Origin of the sequence: Gilliamella sp. Pra-s60 (assembly GCF_009795755.1) — a bacterium.
Taxonomy (GTDB): Bacteria; Pseudomonadota; Gammaproteobacteria; order Enterobacterales; family Orbaceae; genus Gilliamella.
Genome location: NZ_WTFA01000001.1, coordinates 80,283 through 100,638 on the forward strand (window position 1 = coordinate 80,283; position 20,356 = coordinate 100,638).

Sequence of the window (20,356 nt, forward strand, 5' to 3'; positions counted from 1 at the left end):
AGTGTAATGATTTACAGCTTTAAAAAACAGAAAAGTTAACTGTGTATTTTGCACTATTGTTGATAAACTGTTTTTCCGCCAACAATAGTGGTTAGTACTTTCACATTTTGAATATCAGTTGTTGGAATAGTAAATGGATTACGATCTAAAATAATTAAATCCGCAAATTTTCCTTTCTCGATTGAACCAATATATGCCTCTTGTTTTAGAACATAAGCCGCATTGATTGTTGCGCTACGTAATACTTCGGTAATGGTTAAATTACGGTCACTATCTAATCGTGGATGTTCGGCATCGATTTGTCTGGTCATGGCAATTTGGAAATCATACCACTCATTTAATGGATCAATTGGCCAATCACTTCCAAATGCGCAAGTTACACCTGCATTTATATATTGTCCGTGAGCTTCTAAACCGTTATAACGCTCAGGACCAAATAATGTCTTATATTGTTCGATCATCGCTGAGCTACAGCCGGCCCATTGGAACGAGAAAACTACACAAGCGTTCAATTGCTGATATCTAGTAAATTGATGTGACGCACTAAGCTCATTATGAGCAGTACTTGGACGTATGTCTGCATTAGGCAATGCTTTACGCATTTTTTCAATGGAATTTAAAACGACTTCAATCGCACCTTCACCTACTGTATGCATATGTGGATGAAACCCTGCTCGAGATGACTCAAGAATTAAAGCATCTAGCATCTCAGTAGAATAATAAAGATCACCATAACGATCTTTTTCATTTTCAAGCAAATAGGGTTTTAATAGCCTTGCAGTCATTAATGGTGCTTGCATTACACCGTCAACAAACAACTTAGTATGTGAAATTTTGATTCCTGGTTTTGGTTGCCAGTTTTTATCGTCATAACGTGCTGCAAATTGCTTTACTTTGTTAATAACATTTGGGATATCTTCAATTGATGATACATCATCTGGTGGTAGTTCACGAGCACCAAATAAGCGGACAGATAGCTGGTCTTGTTGCTGTAGTTTTAAAAAAGCATCGGCTTGAACTTCTGTAATTCGGGCATCCATAACTGCAGTGACACCTTGCTTATTGAGTTCCGCTTGCGATAGTTTAGCAATGTTTACAGCTTGCTCATCGGTAAGTTTAGATATGCTATCAAATGCTCGCATAGCTGGCGCATCTTCTAAAATGCCGTTAAGTTCGCCATCTTCAGTACGACCAATTTTACCATCAGTTGGTTCAGGTGTATTTCTATTTAGTCCAAATTTTTCTAAAGCAATGCTATTGGCAACTAACGTATGGCAATCGTTTGAAAATAAAATAACAGGGCGTTTTGTATTGAGCTTATCAAGGTCAAAGCGTGTGATATCGGTGCCAATTGGCAAAACTTCTTGTCGTAACCAACCTCGAACTTGTAGCCAGTGATTATTATCGTTTATAGAATCCTTATCTAAATATTGTTGTATAATGGCTAAAGTATCATCAATTGTTAAGCTTTGATAATTCAAATTACATGATGATAATTGCATTCCTCCCCAAAAAGTATGCAAATGCGAATCAATGATACCCGGCATCATGGTTTTACCTTGTAAGTCACGAATGATCGTATGATTATCGACATATTGACTGCTATTTATTTCTTGCGTGGTGCCTGTTGCAATAATATAACCGTTTTCGATTGCTACAGCTTGGCAAACAGTGTCTTGCTTGTCAGCTGTATAAATATAGCCATTAATGTAAATAACATCCGCTTTAACCATGATTAATGATTCCTTAAAATAAAGATCGAAATGAAAAGTGAACGATAGCAGATTTATAAAAAATTTGTCAAATGCAATAATTTTCTTTATTGTGTGCCGAGATTATGCTAAAACTAGTTTATTTGTTACAGCGTCACAAGGTGAGTCAGTGAAATATCAGCAATTAGAGAACCTTGAATGTGGTTGGAAGTGGCACTATTTAGTAAAAAGGCATCAGGACGGTGAACGTATTACACGGCATGTTGAAAACAGTGCAGCTGAGCATGCTGTGAATGAATTATTGTTATTACAACATAATCCAACAGCAGTTATTGATTGGATAAAAGCACATTTAAATCCCGATTTAGATAACCGTATGAAGCAAACTATTCGGGCAAGACGAAAACGGCATTTTAATGCAGAGCAACAAAATACACGGAAAAAGTCTATCGATTTGGAATTTTTAGTTTGGCAACGACTTGCTAATTTGGCTAAACGCCGAGGTTGTACGTTGTCGCAAACAATTACACAACTAATTGAAGATGCTGAGCAGAAAGAGCAATATGTAACAAAAGTATCAACAATTAAAGATGATTTGCTGTCGATGCTTGATGTGAAGCAAAACAGTAAATAACGTAAATTACAGGATAAATAGGTTTAATTATGGGAAAATCCCTTGTTATTGTGGAATCACCAGCCAAAGCTAAAACGATTAATAAATATCTTGGTAAAGATTTCGTGGTTAAATCAAGTGTAGGTCACATTCGAGATCTACCTGTGAGTGGTAGTAACCAACGAGCTGAAAAAACTGCAAAAGATACAAAAAATAAAACCGAGAAAAAGGTTAAACGTTCAGAAAAGCAGGTCTTAGTTGATCGTATGAGCGTTGATCCTTATAACGGTTGGAAAGCACATTACGAAATTTTACCGGGTAAAGAGCGGGTTGTATCTGAACTTAAAAAGCTAGCAAAAGACGCAGACATGATCTATCTCGCAACCGACTTGGATAGAGAAGGGGAAGCCATTGCATGGCACCTTAAAGATGTTATTGGAGGTGATGATAGTAAATACCGTCGTGTGGTCTTTAATGAAATTACCAAAACCGCAATCAAAAATGCGTTTAATGAGCCATCAATGCTTGATATGGATCGCGTAAATGCACAGCAAGCACGTCGATTTATGGATCGTGTTGTAGGCTTTATGTTATCGCCATTACTTTGGAAGAAAGTTGCCCGAGGATTATCAGCTGGCCGTGTACAATCGGTTGCGGTTCGTCTTGTCGTTGAGCGTGAGCGTGAAATCCACGCCTTTATTCCTGAGGAATATTGGGATCTTTATGCCGATCTAAACACCGCAAAGAAAGATCAGCTTACTTTACAAGTTACACACTACAAAGATAAAGCTTTTGAACCTAAGGATAAAGTTGCGATTGATATTGCTTTGGCCGAGCTCAACAAAAGCCAATATCAAGTCACAAATATTGAAGAAAAGCCAACCAAAAGCAATCCTACAGCGCCGTTTATAACCTCGACTTTACAACAAGCGGCTAGCACACGTTTAGGGTTTGGTGTTAAAAAAACCATGATGTTGGCACAGCGATTATACGAAGCAGGTTACATCACCTACATGCGTACTGACTCGACCAATTTAAGTCAAGATGCTTTAACCATGGTACGCGATTATATTGGTAAAAACTTTGGTGACAAATATCTACCTAAATCAGCTAATGTATACAGTAGCAAAAAGAACTCGCAAGAAGCACACGAAGCGATTCGACCATCAGATGTTACTATCTTAGCTGACAATCTTAGTGATGTTGAAGCCGATGCGTGCAAATTATATCAACTAATTTGGCGTCAATTTGTGGCATGTCAAATGACATCGGCTGAATACAATTCAACAACACTGACTGTTGAATCTGGCGATTTCACTTTAAAAGCTAAAGGTCGTACATTGCGTTTTGATGGTTGGACTAAAGTGCAACCACAGCTAGCTAAAAATAGTGAAGATAAGATATTACCGCAGGTATCGGTAAACGATAAGCTCGATTTAATTAGTTTAAACCCAAATCAGCACTTTACTAAGCCACCAGCACGTTACAACGAAGCGTCATTAGTTAAAGAGCTTGAAAAACGTGAAATTGGACGCCCTTCGACTTATGCGACTATTATTTCGACTATTCAAGATCGAGGTTATGTACGTTTAGATAACCGTCGTTTTTATGCTGAAAAAATTGGAGAAATTGTTACTGACAGACTTAGCGAGAATTTCAATGATTTGATGAGCTATGATTTTACCGCTCGTATGGAGCATGCACTTGATGAAATTGCACATAAAAAACAAGAATGGCGTGAAGTGCTTGACCAATTTTTTAGCGACTTCAGTCAACATCTTGAAGTGGCCGAACAAACGCCTGATAAAGGTGGTATGCAACTTAATCCATTGGTATTAACGCCTGAAATCAAATGCCCAAATTGTAGCCGTGAAATGGGAATTAAAACTGCGGGTACTGGCGTATTTTTAGCCTGTTCTGGTTATGCATTGCCTCCTAAAGAGCGTTGTAAACAAACGATTAACTTAATCCCTGAGCATGAAACACTTAATCTTTTAGAAGAGTCTGAGACAGCCGAAACTGACGCATTAAGAGCACGTAAACGTTGTCCAAAATGCCACACAGCAATGGATAGTTATTTACTTGATAACGAACGTAAATTACATATTTGTGGTAATAACCCAATTTGTGATGGCTTTATTGTCGAGAAAGGTAACTTCAAAATAAAAAGCTATGAAGGTCCAATTATTGAGTGTGAAAAATGTGGTTCAGAAATGCATTTAAAATCAGGTCGTTTTGGTCTTTATATGGGATGTACTAACCCTGATTGTAAAAATACACGTAAAATCTTAAAAAATGGTGAAGTTGCGCCACCGAAAGAAGATCCTGTCGATTTACCTGAGCTTCAATGCAGTAAATCAGATGCACACTTTGTGTTACGTGATGGTGCTTCAGGAATCTTTTTAGCTGCGCATAACTTTCCAAAATCAAGGGAAACACGAGCGCCTTTAATTGAAGAGTTACAACGCTTTAAAGATCGCTTACCAGAAAAATTTATTTACTTAACCGAAGCACCAAATAAAGATCCTGAAGGCAATCCCTCTATTGTTCGTTTTAGTCGTAAAAATAAACAACAGTATGTCACTTCTGAAGTTAATGGAAAATCGACAGGTTGGGTAATGCAATATGTGGATGGCAAGTGGATTAATGGTAAAAAATAGGTAAGAACCTTTAAATTTTATTAAAAGTTTCAAAGGAGTATACCTTTCAGTATAAAACGATTGTTTTTTGTGCTGATGTGTGAAAAACTTACCTCCTAAATTCTCCCTTTTAAAGCATTATTAAAAGGGAGAAAGCATACAGTCAAAGGAGCTTTTGTTTGTCATGAAATTGCAGCAATTACGTTATATTGTTGAAGTCGCAAATAACGATCTTAATGTATCGCTAACATCCGAAAAACTGTATACCTCTCAGCCAGGCATTAGCAAACAAATAAAGCTATTAGAAGATGAACTTGGTGTGCAAATTTTTACTCGAACAGGTAAACACCTTTCACAAGTAACCCCCGTTGGTGAAAAAATTATTGCATCGGCTAGAGAAATCCTCAATAAATCTAACGATATCAAAATTATTGCCAAAGAGTTTAGTCAGCCAAATCAAGGATCACTCACCATTACAACCACTTATACTCAAGCCCGTTATGCTTTGCCGTCTGTGATCCAAAAATTTATGAAGCAATACTCAAATATTACTTTACATATGGAACAAGGATCATCTGCACAATGCATATTACAAGCACAAACAGGGCTAGCGGAATTTGCTATTGTGACTGATATTTCACAATTAAATGACGATATGATCGCTTTGCCTTGCTATCACTGGAACCAAGCGGTTATTGTTATGAAAGATCATCCTTTAGCAAAAAGCCGCTTGATATCGATTGAAGAATTATCTAAATATCCGTTAGTCAGTTATGATTTTTCAAATGATGGTTCAGATTTAAATCAAGCCTTCTTAAAGGCTAAGCAATCGCCAAATATTGTTTTTAGTACAACCGATGCTGATCTAATTAAAACTTATGTAAAGCTAGGTGTAGGGGTGGGTATTGTTGCAAAAATGGCGGTAAGTAATAATTCAGATGATAATTTTGTTGTACTTAACGCAGGACATATCTTTCCTTACAGTACGACCTATATTGTTTTTTCACGATCGCTATTTTTACGTAGTTATATGTACGATTTTACTCATCTTTTTGCACCTCATTTGAATCGACAAACAGTTGATAAGCTTATTTTATGTGAAAACAATACCGAAGTATTAGCAATGTTTAACGGGGTAAAATTACCCGTTTGCTAAGTTGATTTATTGTTTTATGCTAATTGAATATAAAATTAACACTAAAGTGCAATGGGATTTGCACTTTAGCTAGGTTTATTATTTATGTCTTGCTTTTAAAATCCCGATCACATCTTGTAGCGATAGATTCTGATCTTGAAGTAAAACTAAAAGATGATAAACCAAATCAGCAGATTCATTTTTTAACTCTTCGCGATCATGTACGGTTGCGGCTAATGCTGTCTCAACGCCTTCTTCACCAACTTTCTGAGCAATACGTTTAGTGCCGTCATGATAGAGTTTGGCGGTATATGATGATTTAGGATCGGCATTTTTACGCCCAGCTATTAGCTGTTCTAACTCAAACAAAAATCCCCATTCGGTTTTTACTTTATCAAAACAGCTATTTGATCCTGTGTGACAGGTTGGACCAATAGGATCAACTAAAATCAGTAAAGTATCATTATCACAATCTGCCGAAATACTCACCACATTTAAAAAGTTACCAGACGTTTCGCCTTTGGTCCAAAGTCGCTGTTTGGTGCGTGAATAAAACGTCACTTTACCACTATTTTTTGTTTGCGCTAATGCCTCTTGATTCATATAACCCAGCATCAGCACATCACCAGAAACATAATGCTGAATAATCACCGGCATTAGATTGTTTACTTTTTGCCAATCCAGTTGTTGCAAATCTAGTTGTTGTAAATTTAATTTTGTATCGCAATTTTGAGTTAACATAATCGAATTTCTACTCCATTTTGAGCTAAATACTGTTTAAGTTCACCAATATTAATCATTTGCTTATGAAATACTGAAGCTGCTAATGCACCATCAACGTTGGCCGCTGTAAATGCTTGTAAAAAATGAGCCATAGAGCCCGCACCACCCGAAGCAATAAGTGGTACATGACAAACTTCACGAATAGCTTTAAGTTGAGTCAGATCATAGCCATTACGCACACCATCTTGGTTCATCATATTAAGGACAATTTCGCCAGCACCACGCTTCTGCACCTCTTTAACCCAATCAAGCGTGTTCCATTTAGTGGCAATGGTGCGCTTTTCATCCCCTGTAAATTGGTAAACGTGATAATTATCAGATTCTTTGTCATACCAAGTATCAATACCAACAACAATACACTGCACACCATAACGATCGGCAAGGCGAGTAATTAAGGTTGGATCAGCAAGCGCAGGGGAGTTGATTGAAATTTTATCAGCACCAAATGAGAGTATTTGCCCAGCATCTTCAATTGTTTTAATTCCACCAGCGACACAAAACGGAATATCAATCACCTCGGCAACTTTAGCAACCCAGCTTTTATCTACTACACGACCGTCAGATGAAGCCGTAATATCATAAAAAACGAGCTCATCAGCGCCTTCTTGAGCATAGCGTTTTGCTAAAGGGACAATATCGCCAATAATTTCGTGATTTCGAAATTGCACGCCTTTAACCACTTGACCATCACGAACATCTAAACAAGGGATTATCCTTTTTGCCAGCATAAAATTGCCTCCTGAACAGTAAATTTACCTTCAAGCAGTGCTCGCCCGACAATCACGCCAGCAACACCACTATCTTTAAGCGCTTCAATATCATCTAATTGACCAATTCCGCCAGAAGCTTGAAAAGCGATTTGAGGGTATTTTTGACTGATTTCTTGATACAACTTAACATTCGAACCGCTAAGCGTACCATCTTTCGAAATATCAGTACAAAGCACATGTTTCAATCCATAAGGCAAATAGCTATCAATTACGCATTCCAATGTCTGTTTTGAGTCTTCTTGCCAACCGTGGATAGCGACATACTTGTTTCCTTTAGAATCAATTCGTACATCAAGCGCTAATACCAATTTTTCAGCACCATATTTTGTAAACCACTGTTTAACAATTTCAGGTTGTTTAATGGCGGTTGAACCAATCACCACACGCGCAGCACCTGCGGATAATAATGCTTCAACATCATTTTGGGTACGAATACCACCACCAATCTGCACAGGAATTTGAACACCACTAATAAGTGATTTTATTAACGAAATTTGCCTAGCATTAGGATCTTTCGCACCAGTTAAATCCACCAAATGCAATAGCTTAGCACCTTGCTTTTCGTAATCTTGTAAACGTAAAAGCGGATTATTGCCATAATCACGTTTTTGTTCATAATCGCCTTGATGTAATCGCACCACATTACCGTCAATTAAATCAAGAGCAGGAATAATTATTGGGTAAACAGCCATAATTACATCTCCAAAAAGTTTTTGAGCAATTTTGCACCGGCTAAACCAGAACGTTCTGGATGAAATTGCACGCCGTAAAAATTGTCTTTTTGCACGGCTGCGGTAAAGCTTTCGCCGTAATTGGTTTCTGCTATTGTTGCTGAGCATAGAGGCATTGCGTATCCATGTACAAAATAAAAATAAGCACCATCAGGAATTTCTCGAAAAAGATGATGTCCGGCTTTTGGGTAGACTTTATTCCACCCCATGTGCGGAAGGGGTAATCCACAATCAGGAATTTCAGTCACTTTTTCATTAATTATACCAAGTGTATGCACATTCCCTTCATTACTATAATCAGCTAAAAGCTGCATACCAAGACAGATCCCTAATACTGGTTGAGTACAAACTTTTATCAGTTCAATTAAATTACGCTCTTTTAGTTTTTGCATCGCTGCTGAAGCAGAACCCACACCGGGCAAAAAAAGCTTGTCTGAATTTAACACTACTTCGGGATCAAGGCTAATAATTGGCTTATAACCTAATCTTTCTATTGCATACTTAACCGATGAAAGATTGGCGCAGCCAGTATCTAAAATGACAACATTCATTTATAGCACTCCTTTTGAGCTAGGTAGTTGGTCACTTTCAATCTTAATTGCTTGTTTTAAGGTGCGAGCAAAAGCTTTAAACAAGCTTTCAACTTTATGGTGATCATTATCGCCTTCTGTTTCAATATGCAAGGTGATTGCCATTGCATAGCTGATTGAATAAAAAAAGTGCTCAACCATTTGAGTGCTCATATCGCCCACTTTCTGGTGGGTAAACTGAGCCGAAAATTTAAGATAAGGGCGACCTGAAATATCCATTGCACATTTTGCTAAACACTCATCCATCGGAATTACTGAGGCATAGCGAGTTATACCACGTTTATCACCGAGTGCTATTTTTAAAGCCTCACCCAAGGCAAGCCCTGTATCTTCGATAGTATGATGATCATCAATATGCAAATCGCCATCGACTTGAATATTAAGTTTAATTCCACCGTGAGTGGCAATTTGATCAAGCATATGATCAAAAAAACCGATCCCCGTATTGATATGACTACCACCTTGACGATCAAGCCATACTTCAACGCGTATTTTTGTTTCTTTGGTGTTGCGTTCAACTTTCGCATAGCGATCTTTAGTGGTTAATTGTTGGGTTATTTCGTTCCAGTTTAAATTTTTAGGATGATAGCGTAGTCCTTTGATTTGCATATTTTCAGCTAACTGAATATCTGTGACCCTGTCACCAATAACGTAACTATTGGCTTTATCTAATTTGCCACTGGTAAGATAAGGTAAAACTAATTGAATTTTTGGTTTACGGCACTCACAATTATCTTTAGGAAAATGAGGGCAGATAAGGACCTCCTCAAAATTAACCCCCTGTGATTTAAAAATCTGCATCATTAAATTATGCGGACCCTCAAAATCGGCTTGTGGATAGCTACTGGTGCCAAGTCCATCTTGATTCGTCACCATCACTAGCTTATAGCCAGCGGCTTGCAATTTAAGAAGGGCAGGGATTACATTCGGTTCAAAAGCCAGTTTATCAAAGCGATCAACTTGAAAGTCAACGGGTGGTTCGGTAATTAATGTGCCGTCTCGGTCAATAAATAAGTATTTTTGTAACATATTTGCTCCTATTTTATTGCTTTGAGCGCAGAAATAACCGCTTCGCACTCAGCTTGGGTGCCAATGGTAATTCGAATCATATTATCTTGCCCAATCGACTTGCTTTGATCGCGTAAAATAATACCTTTATGCCATAAGGTTTCAAACACTGCTTTATGGTCTTGGAACTTTACGCATAAATAGTTTGATGAACTGGGATAAACTTTTTCAACAATCGATAATTGTGTGAGTAAACTGGCAAATTTTTCTTTTTGTTTATTTAAATTAATGACATGTAACTTCATAGTATTAATCCCCTCTTTACTCAGCGCTTGAGCGGCAATATCGGCAACAGGCGTCGCAAGAGGATAGGGGGCAATTACTTTTTGTAATGCATCAATAACCGGTTTATTTGCGATGGTAAAACCGCAACGTAATCCTGCCAAAGCAAACGCTTTTGATAGTGTGCGTAAAACCACTAAATGTGGATAGTCAGCAAGCCAACTCACGACCGTTGAATTTGGAGAAAACTCAATATAAGCTTCATCAATTATAACTAAGGCACGATCGTAAGCGATATTGAGTAACGTCTTGATATCTTCAGGATCAATCAAGTTACCCGTTGGATTATTTGGCGAACAGACATAAATCAACTTAACTCCCTCAAGATTTTGCTCAATACTTTCAAGATCGAGTTGCCAATCAGCTGTGGTAGGCACGGTTTTAGTATTTATACCTAACGTTTCCGCACTCACTTGATACATACCATAAGTTGGAGGGCAGTACAAAATGCTGTCTTTTTCTGGCTCACAAAATGCACGCATTAATAGCTCAATGGCTTCATCTGCTCCACGGCTAACAATTAACTGCTCAGATTGCACGCCTGCATATTGTGCATAACGCTGAATTACTTTTTCAGGCTGTGGTTCTGGATAACGGTTTAAGGATTGATCGGTCAATTCAAAATGTGGAGCAACAGGATACTCGTTTGCATTTAGCCATACATTACCTTGACCACCAATACGGCGAGCAGATTGATAAGGCGTTAATTGCTGAACATTTTTTCGAACTAATTTATTGATATCCATTTTAACCACCTATTTTTGATTTATTGAATTTAATACCGCAAGTCTAAGGCTAACCGCTTGTTTATGGGCGGTGAGTTGTTCCGCTTCTGCCATTAACTCAACCGCATGACCAATAGCTTTTAACCCCTCTGGTGATAATTTTTGCACCGTCATACGTTTTTGAAAATCTGCCAAACCAAGACTAGAGCAGGTTGCTGTATAGCCATAAGTTGGCAAAACATGGTTCGTTCCTGAAGCATAATCGCCGGCTGATTCTGGCGACCAATCGCCTAAAAATATTGAACCAGCACTGGTTATCTGTTCCACTAACTCATCGGCATTACGGGTTTGGATAATTAAATGCTCAGGTCCATAACGATTACTAATTGCCACACACTCATCCAAATCTTTTGTGACAATCAAACGGCTTTCTTGGAGTGCCTTTTCGGCAATACCTTGGCGAGACAGCTCAGCCAACTGTTTATCCACTTCTTGCGAAACAGCTTGAGCAATCGTTTCATCTGGCGTTAATAGCACCACTTGCGAATCAGGACCATGCTCAGCTTGCGATAAAAGATCGGCGGCAATAAAAGCAGGATTCGCTGAACTATCCGCAATCACCAACACTTCAGACGGACCTGCTGGCATATCAATGGCAGCGCCATCAAGTCGCTGGCTAACTTGTCGTTTAGCCTCGGTAACATAAGCATTACCTGGACCAAAAATCTTATCAACTTTAGGAACCGACTCAGTACCTAGCGCCATTGCACCAATGGCTTGCGCACCGCCTAATTGATAAACCTCGCTAACACCACACAACTGAGCAGCATATAAAATCTCGTCAGCGATGGGCGGTGGCGAACATAAAATAACTTGACGACAACCCGCAATTTTAGCTGGCGTTGCAAGCATTAACACAGTAGATAATAAAGGGGCAGAACCACCCGGAATATAAAGCCCAACTGAATCAATAGGACGAGTAACTAACTGACATTTTACCCCCGGCATTGTTTCGACCGTAATGGATTGATAGGCTTGTGCTTGGTGAAATTTTTTAATGTTGGCAACCGCTAATTGCATGGCTTGTTTTAATTCAGGATTAACACGATTTGCGGCGGTTTTAATTTCTTCTTTTGTAAGCTTTATTTGCTCAATTTGAACTTTATCAAATTTGTTACTTAATGCTTTTAGAGCCTCATCGCCGTGCTGTTTTACTTGTGCCAAAATATCGGCTACTGCCTTGCTAATCGAATCCGACGCATTAATTGCAGGGCGAGTCAGTAGTATCTTTCGTTGATCGTCAGTACATTGTTGCCAATAAGAAAGTTTCATCTTATTACTCCATCATTTTTTCAATTGGTAATACAAGAATTGAACTTGCGCCTAATGCTTTTAACTCTTCCATGGTTTCCCAAAATAGAGACTCACTACTCACCATATGTAACGCAACACGATTTTGCTCACCAGTGAGAGGCAAAATAGTAGGGTTTTCTGCACCCGGTAATAAGGCAACAATATCTTCCAAAACAGCGGTAGGGGCGTGGAGCATAATATATTTCGATTCGCGAGCCTGAATAACGCCTTGAATGCGTGTCATGATTTTATCGATTAACGCCTGTTTTATTGGTGGCATTTCGCCTTGACGTTGAATTAAGCAGGCTTTGGATTTATAGATAACTTCGATCTCTTTTAGTCCATTGGCCTCAAGCGTTGCACCGCTAGACACCAAATCACAAATAACATCAGCAAGCCCTGCTCTAGGGGCAACTTCGACCGAACCATTCAGCAAACAGGTCTTAAAGGTAACATTATATTGAGCAAGATAACGGCGGAGCAGATGAGGGTAAGTGGTGGCAATACGCAAATCATTTAAACATTCTGGTCCAGAATATTCAAAATCACGAGGTGCAGCGATCGACAACCGACAGCCACCAAAATCTAAACTGCGCAATTTTTTAAATTGTGGATCTTCGCCTTCGGCCTGCCTATCTAATACTTCTTCTTCTAAAACATTTTCGCCGACAATCCCAATATCGACAACACCATCAATAACCAATCCGGGGATATCGTCATCACGAACACGCAAAATATCAATTGGCATATTTTCGGCAAAAGCGATCAAACGCTGTTCTTGAAGATTAATTTTAATACCACATTGAGCAAGTAACTTTTTTGATTCGTCACTTAATCGACCTGACTTTTGCATTGCAATGCGTAAACGCGAATTATCCAACATATCTTTCTCCAAAGTTATCTAAAAATTTATAAACCACAAACAAAAAACCCTCGGAAGTTTGATCTTCCGAGGGTTCTCTGCTTGCTTTTGCGATATCACCGGAAGATCAACGTCTTCCAGCACCAATCGCCCGAAGACTATTCAGGAATGATGGTGATGATGATGTGTACTAATAGCATTAGTAATAAAAACGCAAAAACAATTCATAAAAATAAAAAACCTTTAACTGAGTTGATAATTAAAGCTACTGAACAAAATATAACAGAATTTACATGCTCGCAACTTTTTTTTGATTTTTATTTAAAAATTTTTATATAAAAATAGCAAACAAGTTTAGATGTAAATCTTTAAAATAGCATTATCGAATCACTTTTGACTGATGACTAACTTTATAACGACAATAGTGCTCAAGCTTGTCTAAAAAGTGGATTAAATTTTGGTCTGTAAATTCACTTTTTATAAAATAACACCCATCGCCCGTGATTTTATAAAATTCAATGATTTCCTTAAACGACATGACCATGTTTTCGAACAAGGTGAATTGATTTGAATTCATATAAATTGTAATAAACTGAAGCTGATTTGTTTTTTCTTTAATAGTAAATTTTTCAATAATATGACTATCATACAATTCTTGAACTCGCTGTCCAACAGCCTGTCCTGACAAAAATACTTTTTCGCCAATTTCTTTCCATGATTGGCGACTATTTTTTTTAAGTTCATCTAAAATAGCGCGATCTTTTTTATCCATACTTGCTCATCTTTTTCATATTGAAAGTAGCTAAGTAATAATACTTTCAATTCGTTATGTAACAGATAGCATCATTATCGCATAATTATCAACTCAAATATAATTTAAGGAGAAAACAATGAAACAAGGGTTAATAATTATCGACGTACAAAATGACTATTTCCCAACGGGTAAATTTACTTTAAACAATACAGAATTAACATTACAAAATACTTTAAAACTACAAAAACACTTTAGATCACAACAACTCCCAATCTTTTATATCCAGCATATAAAACCCGATCCTCATGCTAATTTTTTTGCTAACGGAAGTTTAGGTGCTGAAATTCACCCAAGTTTGTTACCGCTTGGTAACTTGCATGAATATCTTGTAAAAAAAGCATTTCCTAACAGTTTTTATCAAACAGAGTTACAACAAAAATTACAACAAGAACAGATTCAACAACTTGTTATTTGTGGAATGATGAGCCATATGTGTGTTGACTCAACAACACGTCACGCATCTGAACTTGGTTATCAACCGATATTAATTCATGACGCTTGTACAACTCGTGATCTTGAATTTGACGGTAAAACGATTCCATTCCAAGTGGTACATAATAGTTTTATGTCTGCCTTAAGCAATTTTGCATCGGTTATAAGTTGTGAAACGTTTATTCAAACCAAATAGATTATTTGATAAATTATCGTATTATGATTAAATGATTATGGCTAATGGATGCCACAAAAGTGATAGCATAACAAACGTCCTAAAATCCTACACCTAATTTATTCTAATCATCTAAAAAAGGCGATATTTTTCACCCAAAAATCAGTCAGGAAGGTTATTGATTTTATTAAGGTTTTTATAGAGTCTTAACAAAACAGCCTTATAAAAACACAATAACCTTTACAATAAAACGGCGATTATGTTATTTGTCTTACTCCGGCGTCAGAATGTGCTGACAACAGAGCGAGGTTAGCACATTCCGACCCCGTAACAAGACAGACAGCATAACTTTGAGTGGCTTTTATGAGTCACTTTTTTATAAAAAAACTGCAAAAACTCCAAAAAACGGTCAGAAAAGGTATTGATTTTATTGAAGTTTTTTTTGAGGTGGTTTTTATTAAAAAAGTGATTAAAAACTGCTACCTAAAACAGCGACTAAAAACGACCACTCAAGCACCCATAACAAATGCCACTCTCCCAAAAAAACCAAAGCAACGCTTTCTTACTCCTAACAATTCTTTACAATAAATTAACAAAAAAAGTGGCAGATTATGCACCATCAAGTTATAATTTTTAGGCTTTTTCAAGCAGGGAATCGCTTATTAAATAAGCGAACGGATATAAAAATCGAGAAAAAACAAGAAATTACTTGACAAGGGAATAAAAATGCATTACCATGGTTGGCATCTGGCATCTGGCATCTGGCCTGCCAAACCTATGCCCTAAATCTTATTGATTCACATAGTGGTCAAAAACAGGCGCCACAGTTATTTTCATCACCGAAGTCATTTCGCATAGCGAAATCGACGCCGTCATCGGCAAAACTTTTGGCAAAATTATCGCCGATATCCAAGTGGTTATCCAAACCGCCATTACTATTTAAATCACCATTATTATCTAAATCGGCATTATTCTTTGCGCCATTATTGTTATTGTCATATACACAAGGGGCACAGGCGTTATCGGCACAGACATCAAGGGTTATAGAGGGCAGTGCGCCGTATTTAACGTTTGATGGAGGGCGGACTAAGGCAACTGATACAGACACCTTTTTGGCAATCGAGTTGCCAGATGGAAGGCGTATTACGCCATCGACCAACACATCGAGTTCGACAAACCCGATAATGGTTTCTACTGGAATAACATTTAATGATATTCATACGGTATTGCCGTCGGGTACAACTACTACCAGTTTAAATAGTCTAATTACCCAAGGGCAGTGGGGAGATGATGATGGCGATGGACAGGGAGCCGGTGGAGTAACAGCATCAGGGAATATATCGTTAACAATACAAGATAAAGATGGTCGTACCGTTAATCGTGGTGATACATTAAGTAAATGTAGTGCACCTTATAGAGTAACCTTAAGTAGTACAGGGGGGAGTTTAACTACACAGTACGGGGTGCCAAATAGAAGTACATTCAGTGGAGGCGGTGCGACGTATTACATCAAGCCGGATTCTTCTGGTAATTGTTACTTTGTTGAAAGGGTTATGCCGAATCTTCGGCTAAACAGGCGTGGTAGTGGTAGAGGTCAAAGAGGTGAATGGAGTAGCGGAGAGGGCTTTTCAAGTGCATTCCCAACTACAGGTGCAGATGGATTGTATTTTGACTTGAAGATTCCTACTGTGCTTGACGCAAGCCAGTTGAGTTGGACAGTTAACACAAGTGGTACCCTAAATGCAACGGTGAGTTGGAGGTTGCCGAACCAAAGTGATTATTGGATTACGGATAAATCCAGATATGTAACGCGGGTCACGTTGAGCGGTCCTCGTGCTGATAGTACTCAAAGAAACTCAAGTAATCCAAGCCCACTAACACGTCCATCTTTACCACAGACCTTTGAGTTGGTGGGAAGGGATAGAAGTGGTAATGAGGTGAGATATGTATTTAGGTTGAGTAAGTGGTTCGTCGGTCGGGGGAAGGACTCATCATGGAGAAACCAGCGCTCATGGTGTAATAGTTTGGGTTATCGTTTGCCACGAGTAAGGGAATTAAGCAATACGACCCTCGGTGATTTTCAAGGTGGGACGCCGCCGAGAGGTGACCTATATTACACTCGTAACATAGGTTTCTTTTTCTCGGAGTGGGGGATAGTGAGCGGTTATGTTAATACAAACTTCGGCGGCGGCTCTTACATGACGGCGGAGGCAGATCGTCAAGGACCTTATGTTATCCGTGAGTCTGACGGCGAACTCTGGATTTTTGCCAACATAGACGCTAATGCTGTTTGTGTCACACCTTAATTTTTTGCGTTTAATCCTTAGGCACAAAATACACTTATGGTGCAAAGAGAGGATAATATAGCAAATGCTACCCACGCAGTTAAGCCCCAACCATTCAGGTTGGGGCTGTGTTGTTTAGGTTAGCAACTAAAGCTGCGTTATCAATTTTAACCCACGCAATCTTAAGCAAAAATCAGTCAGGAAAAGTATTGATTTTATTGGTGTTTTTTGTGTTTTTAATAAAATAAATCAATATAATATTGAAGATTTAAAAAATTCAACCCACCAATATTGTTAAGTGATAATTTTACTGTAAAGTTTAATAGGTTTATAGAAAAATGGATTACATAGAATAATAATTCATTTCCATCCCGATACTTAAAATAGAAAAGATATAACGAAAAAATTTGTTTTTATTCTTATCCTTATTTTTAGCCTTTGTGGATGTGCGTATAAAAATATTTTACCGAACAAAGACGTTATTATAAAATTAAAAGCCGATGAAAACACCGGTATTATTGCCGAATCCAAACAATATTCATACCAATTTACTAGTCCAGATGCGTTACTGCAACTTAAAATTTATCTTGAGTTTTTAGCTAGATATAAGAATTATGATAAAAGTGTATTAATCATTTTTTATCAAGAAAATTTAGATGATGAAATTACTGTTCGGTATACCAATTTTATCTTCAAAAAAACATTAGGTGATAAAAAATTCCTTGAAAAGGATAAATCAAATTTGGCTTTGGAAAATGGTTATTATCAAGTGCTATTTACAAGTAAAGGGATGGCTTATAAACAAATTAATGCGTTGTCTGAACAATATTTATTGTCAAAGCCAATAAGCATATCATTTAAAACAAATCATGAAATAAATATCATTTGATATTAGTGAGGAGGATTATATTTCCAATTTTTATTCCTATGGCAATGATTTGTTGTGCTATCGGCTTTTGTTAAAATATCTATCATATTGACTTGTTTAGCATTAATTTTATACTGTTACGTTAAAATATTAATTATTGACCGATGAAGATTTTGATTGAATTGCTTAATTATCTCCTTTTCCCTATACGCAAGCCCAATTTTTGCCAGTTAACACAGTCTTTACAACATAAAACAATTATTATTACTGGCGCTAGTTTTGGAGTTGGTGAGGCGTTATGTTATCTTTTGGCTGATATTGAGTGTCAACTGATTTTAGTGGCTAGAACAGCAGATAAATTGCAATTCATTAAGCAATCGTTATCAAACAAAAAAGCAAAAGTTGCACTGTTTAGTGCCGATTTGCGCGATGCTAAACAGTTAGATAGTTTTATTACTTATTTAGAACCTTATCATGTTGATGTCTTTATTAATAACGCAGGTATATCAATTTGCCGCCCAATTATGCAATCGTTAGATCGTATGCATGATTTTGAAAGAACCATTAAGCTAAACTATTTGGCTCCCGTTAAATTGTGTTTGGCATTAGTTCCTAAATTACAACAAGCGAAAGGGCACATTGTTAATGTTTCGGCAATAAACGTTTTGTTAGCACCAACAGTTAATTGGGCGGCTTATCAAGCCTCTAAAACCGCTTTTGACCAGTGGTTACGTTGTGCTAGTAGCGAGTTTGAAAACCAGCAGATAGCCGTTTCGACAGCTTATTTGCCTTTAGTTAAAACCCGAATGATAGCGCCGACTAAAATCTATAAAAAACTTCCTGCACTGCAACCTAACCAAGCGGCAACTATTATTAGTCGTTTGCTTGTTACCAAAAAACGTCAATATAAACCATGGTGGGCGATTTTGGGGCAACTGGCTTCTGTTATTTTTAACGGCGTTTGGTGCAAATTAAATTATTATTATATTAAGAAAAAACAATGATAAAATCGATTTTAGCTTTGTATAAAACGCAATTATTGACCTTTAAAGGCATTAGGTGTTTATTTGCTAGTATTCGTCTTGTTGGTATGAATTTAATGGCTTTGCTATATATTCGCCAAAGACTTTGTCCTGAGCAAATTGCGATTAGCCAAGATGGTGTTTGTATTAATTACCGCACACTTTATTGTCAATCTCAACATTTGGCAATGCAATTAGCGTTACATTGTGGTATTAAACCTCATCAAAAAATCGCTATTATGGCAAGTAATCACGCAATTTTGGTTCATACTTTATTTGCAGTGGCAAGGCTTGGGGCTGATATTTATTTATTAAATACTGAGCTATCGGCGGCACAAGTTAATGATATTAGCAATAATGTGCAATTTGATTGGGTCATTTATGATCCTGATGTTATTGCGCTACCACCTATAAAAAACAGCTTGCCAACTTATCATGAAAGCCAAACTTCTGTTTATTCATTATTAACCGCTTTGCCGTTAACGCCTCAAACTAAAATTAAAGTGACGCACTTTGCTAAGGTGACAGTTTTAACCAGTGGTACAACGGGGCGCTTTAAGATGGCAGGGCGTAGCAGTAAAGCGCAGAATTTTATGCGTCCATTTTTGCAGTTATTAGTAAAATTGAAACTTAGCCATTATAAAAAAATCTATATTGCTACACCGATTTATCATGGTTTTGGTATAGCGACTTTATGTATGTCGGTATTATTAGGGGCAACCATGTTTTTAACTAGGCGGTTTGAAGCTAAAAGATCATGTCAATTAATTGCTGATAATCAAATTGAAGTGGTGACATTGGTGCCTTTAATGTTAAATCGAATGTTGACATATTCTGTTGATCAACTTAAAAGCCTGAGTTGTATTATTACTGGTGGAGCACCGATTACTGCGATGTTGGTTAAACAAACATTAGATCAGCTTGGTAAGGTTTTATTCAATTTGTATGGCACGTCTGAAGCTGGCGTTTGTATGATTGCCACTCCCGATGATTTAGCTATCAAGCCAACGACAATAGGCAGGCCACTTAAAGGCCTTTGCGCTAAATTAGTAGCAAAAGAAGATAAAAAGGAGCTTTATATCAAATGTGCTTGGTCAACGTTGGGCAAGCGTTGGGTTGCAACTGGGGATTTGGCTGATAAAGATGCTGAGGGATTTTATTATCTAAAAGGTCGAGTAGATGATATGATTGTTTCAGGTGGGGAAAACGTTTATCCGTTTGAACTAGAGCAACATTTACTATCGCATCTTGAAATTAAAGATACCGCTGTTATTAGTGTTCCTGATACAGAATTTGGGCAACGGTTAGTGGCTTTTGTTGTTTTAGTACCTAATAGTAAATTAACCGAAACAGTACTATTTTGTTGGTTAAAGTCTCAAATTGCCCGTTATCAAATGCCGAAAAAGATCAATATTATCGATCAATTACCTATGACAAAGATCGGTAAAGTTGATCGAAAACGACTAACTCAACTGTATTTGTCTTGTTAGTCATATT

General features: G+C 37.5%; 17 protein-coding genes and 1 other annotated feature. Of the genes, 7 read left to right on the forward strand and 10 right to left on the reverse strand.

Features of this window, described 5'->3' with window-relative positions; all coding sequences use genetic code 11:
• Positions 1–53: 53 nt before the first annotated feature.
• Positions 54–1,733: an amidohydrolase gene (locus GQ596_RS00370; RefSeq protein WP_160399713.1), complete on the reverse strand. Its 1,680-nt coding sequence runs from the start codon at positions 1,731–1,733 to the stop codon at positions 54–56.
• A gap of 148 nt (positions 1,734–1,881) precedes the next feature.
• Between GQ596_RS00370 and matP the strand changes: the two genes are divergently transcribed.
• The 3 genes from matP to cysB all read left to right on the forward strand — a co-directional run bounded on the left by matP (position 1,882) and on the right by cysB (position 6,120).
• Positions 1,882–2,346, forward strand: coding sequence for a macrodomain Ter protein MatP (gene matP, locus GQ596_RS00375; RefSeq protein WP_160399714.1), 465 nt, complete (start codon positions 1,882–1,884; stop codon positions 2,344–2,346).
• A 29-nt stretch (positions 2,347–2,375) separates the two neighbouring features.
• The gene (topA, locus tag GQ596_RS00380) at positions 2,376–4,985 is read left to right on the forward strand and encodes a type I DNA topoisomerase (RefSeq protein ID WP_160399715.1); all 2,610 of its coding nucleotides are present in this window, start codon (positions 2,376–2,378) and stop codon (positions 4,983–4,985) included.
• Between the two features lie 163 nt (positions 4,986–5,148).
• Positions 5,149–6,120, forward strand: coding sequence for an HTH-type transcriptional regulator CysB (cysB, locus tag GQ596_RS00385; RefSeq protein WP_160399716.1), 972 nt, complete (start codon positions 5,149–5,151; stop codon positions 6,118–6,120).
• Between the two features lie 78 nt (positions 6,121–6,198).
• Here the strand turns inward: cysB and hisIE are convergent, their stop codons facing one another.
• The 9 genes from hisIE to GQ596_RS00430 form a co-directional block, all read right to left on the reverse strand.
• Complete coding sequence (gene hisIE / locus GQ596_RS00390) at positions 6,199–6,840, reverse strand: bifunctional phosphoribosyl-AMP cyclohydrolase/phosphoribosyl-ATP diphosphatase HisIE (protein ID WP_160399717.1); 642 nt, start codon at positions 6,838–6,840, stop codon at positions 6,199–6,201.
• A complete protein-coding gene (gene hisF, locus GQ596_RS00395; RefSeq protein ID WP_160399718.1) occupies positions 6,834–7,610 on the reverse strand; it encodes an imidazole glycerol phosphate synthase subunit HisF in 777 nt (258 codons plus the stop codon). The genes hisIE and hisF overlap by 7 nt, the downstream gene beginning before the upstream one ends.
• A complete protein-coding gene (hisA, locus tag GQ596_RS00400) occupies positions 7,592–8,329 on the reverse strand; it encodes a 1-(5-phosphoribosyl)-5-[(5-phosphoribosylamino)methylideneamino]imidazole-4-carboxamide isomerase (RefSeq protein ID WP_160399952.1) in 738 nt (245 codons plus the stop codon). Before hisA ends, hisF begins: the two co-directional genes overlap by 19 nt.
• A 17-nt stretch (positions 8,330–8,346) precedes the next feature.
• Positions 8,347–8,934 carry an imidazole glycerol phosphate synthase subunit HisH gene (hisH, locus tag GQ596_RS00405; protein WP_160399719.1) on the reverse strand — a complete coding sequence of 196 codons (588 nt, stop codon included), beginning with the start codon at positions 8,932–8,934 and terminating at the stop codon, positions 8,347–8,349.
• A complete protein-coding gene (gene hisB / locus GQ596_RS00410) occupies positions 8,935–10,002 on the reverse strand; it encodes a bifunctional histidinol-phosphatase/imidazoleglycerol-phosphate dehydratase HisB (protein WP_160399720.1) in 1,068 nt (355 codons plus the stop codon).
• A gap of 8 nt (positions 10,003–10,010) precedes the next feature.
• Positions 10,011–11,069 (reverse strand): histidinol-phosphate transaminase, encoded by a 1,059-nt coding sequence (gene hisC / locus GQ596_RS00415; RefSeq protein WP_160399721.1) that lies wholly within the window; start codon positions 11,067–11,069, stop codon positions 10,011–10,013.
• 9 nt (positions 11,070–11,078) lie between these two features.
• Complete coding sequence (gene hisD, locus GQ596_RS00420; RefSeq protein WP_160399722.1) at positions 11,079–12,380, reverse strand: histidinol dehydrogenase; 1,302 nt, start codon at positions 12,378–12,380, stop codon at positions 11,079–11,081.
• A gap of 4 nt (positions 12,381–12,384) precedes the next feature.
• Positions 12,385–13,284: an ATP phosphoribosyltransferase gene (gene hisG / locus GQ596_RS00425; RefSeq protein ID WP_160399723.1), complete on the reverse strand. Its 900-nt coding sequence runs from the start codon at positions 13,282–13,284 to the stop codon at positions 12,385–12,387.
• Positions 13,285–13,322: 38 nt separating this feature from the next.
• Positions 13,323–13,447, reverse strand: a sequence feature (His leader region).
• Between the two features lie 195 nt (positions 13,448–13,642).
• Positions 13,643–14,035, reverse strand: a complete 393-nt coding sequence (locus GQ596_RS00430) for an Lrp/AsnC family transcriptional regulator (RefSeq protein ID WP_160399724.1) — start codon at positions 14,033–14,035, stop codon at positions 13,643–13,645.
• A 118-nt stretch (positions 14,036–14,153) separates the two neighbouring features.
• Here GQ596_RS00430 and GQ596_RS00435 point away from each other — a divergent pair, with 118 nt between their 5' ends.
• The 4 genes from GQ596_RS00435 (at position 14,154) to GQ596_RS00450 (ending at position 20,349) form a co-directional block, all read left to right on the forward strand.
• Positions 14,154–14,705: a cysteine hydrolase family protein gene (locus tag GQ596_RS00435; protein WP_160399725.1), complete on the forward strand. Its 552-nt coding sequence runs from the start codon at positions 14,154–14,156 to the stop codon at positions 14,703–14,705.
• A 719-nt stretch (positions 14,706–15,424) separates the two neighbouring features.
• The gene (locus GQ596_RS00440; RefSeq protein WP_160399726.1) at positions 15,425–16,990 is read left to right on the forward strand and encodes a hypothetical protein; all 1,566 of its coding nucleotides are present in this window, start codon (positions 15,425–15,427) and stop codon (positions 16,988–16,990) included.
• Positions 16,991–18,010: 1,020 nt separating this feature from the next.
• The gene (locus GQ596_RS00445) at positions 18,011–18,841 is read left to right on the forward strand and encodes an SDR family NAD(P)-dependent oxidoreductase (protein ID WP_202113707.1); all 831 of its coding nucleotides are present in this window, start codon (positions 18,011–18,013) and stop codon (positions 18,839–18,841) included.
• The gene (locus tag GQ596_RS00450) at positions 18,838–20,349 is read left to right on the forward strand and encodes a class I adenylate-forming enzyme family protein (protein WP_160399728.1); all 1,512 of its coding nucleotides are present in this window, start codon (positions 18,838–18,840) and stop codon (positions 20,347–20,349) included. The genes GQ596_RS00445 and GQ596_RS00450 overlap by 4 nt, the downstream gene beginning before the upstream one ends.
• Positions 20,350–20,356: the final 7 nt, after the last annotated feature.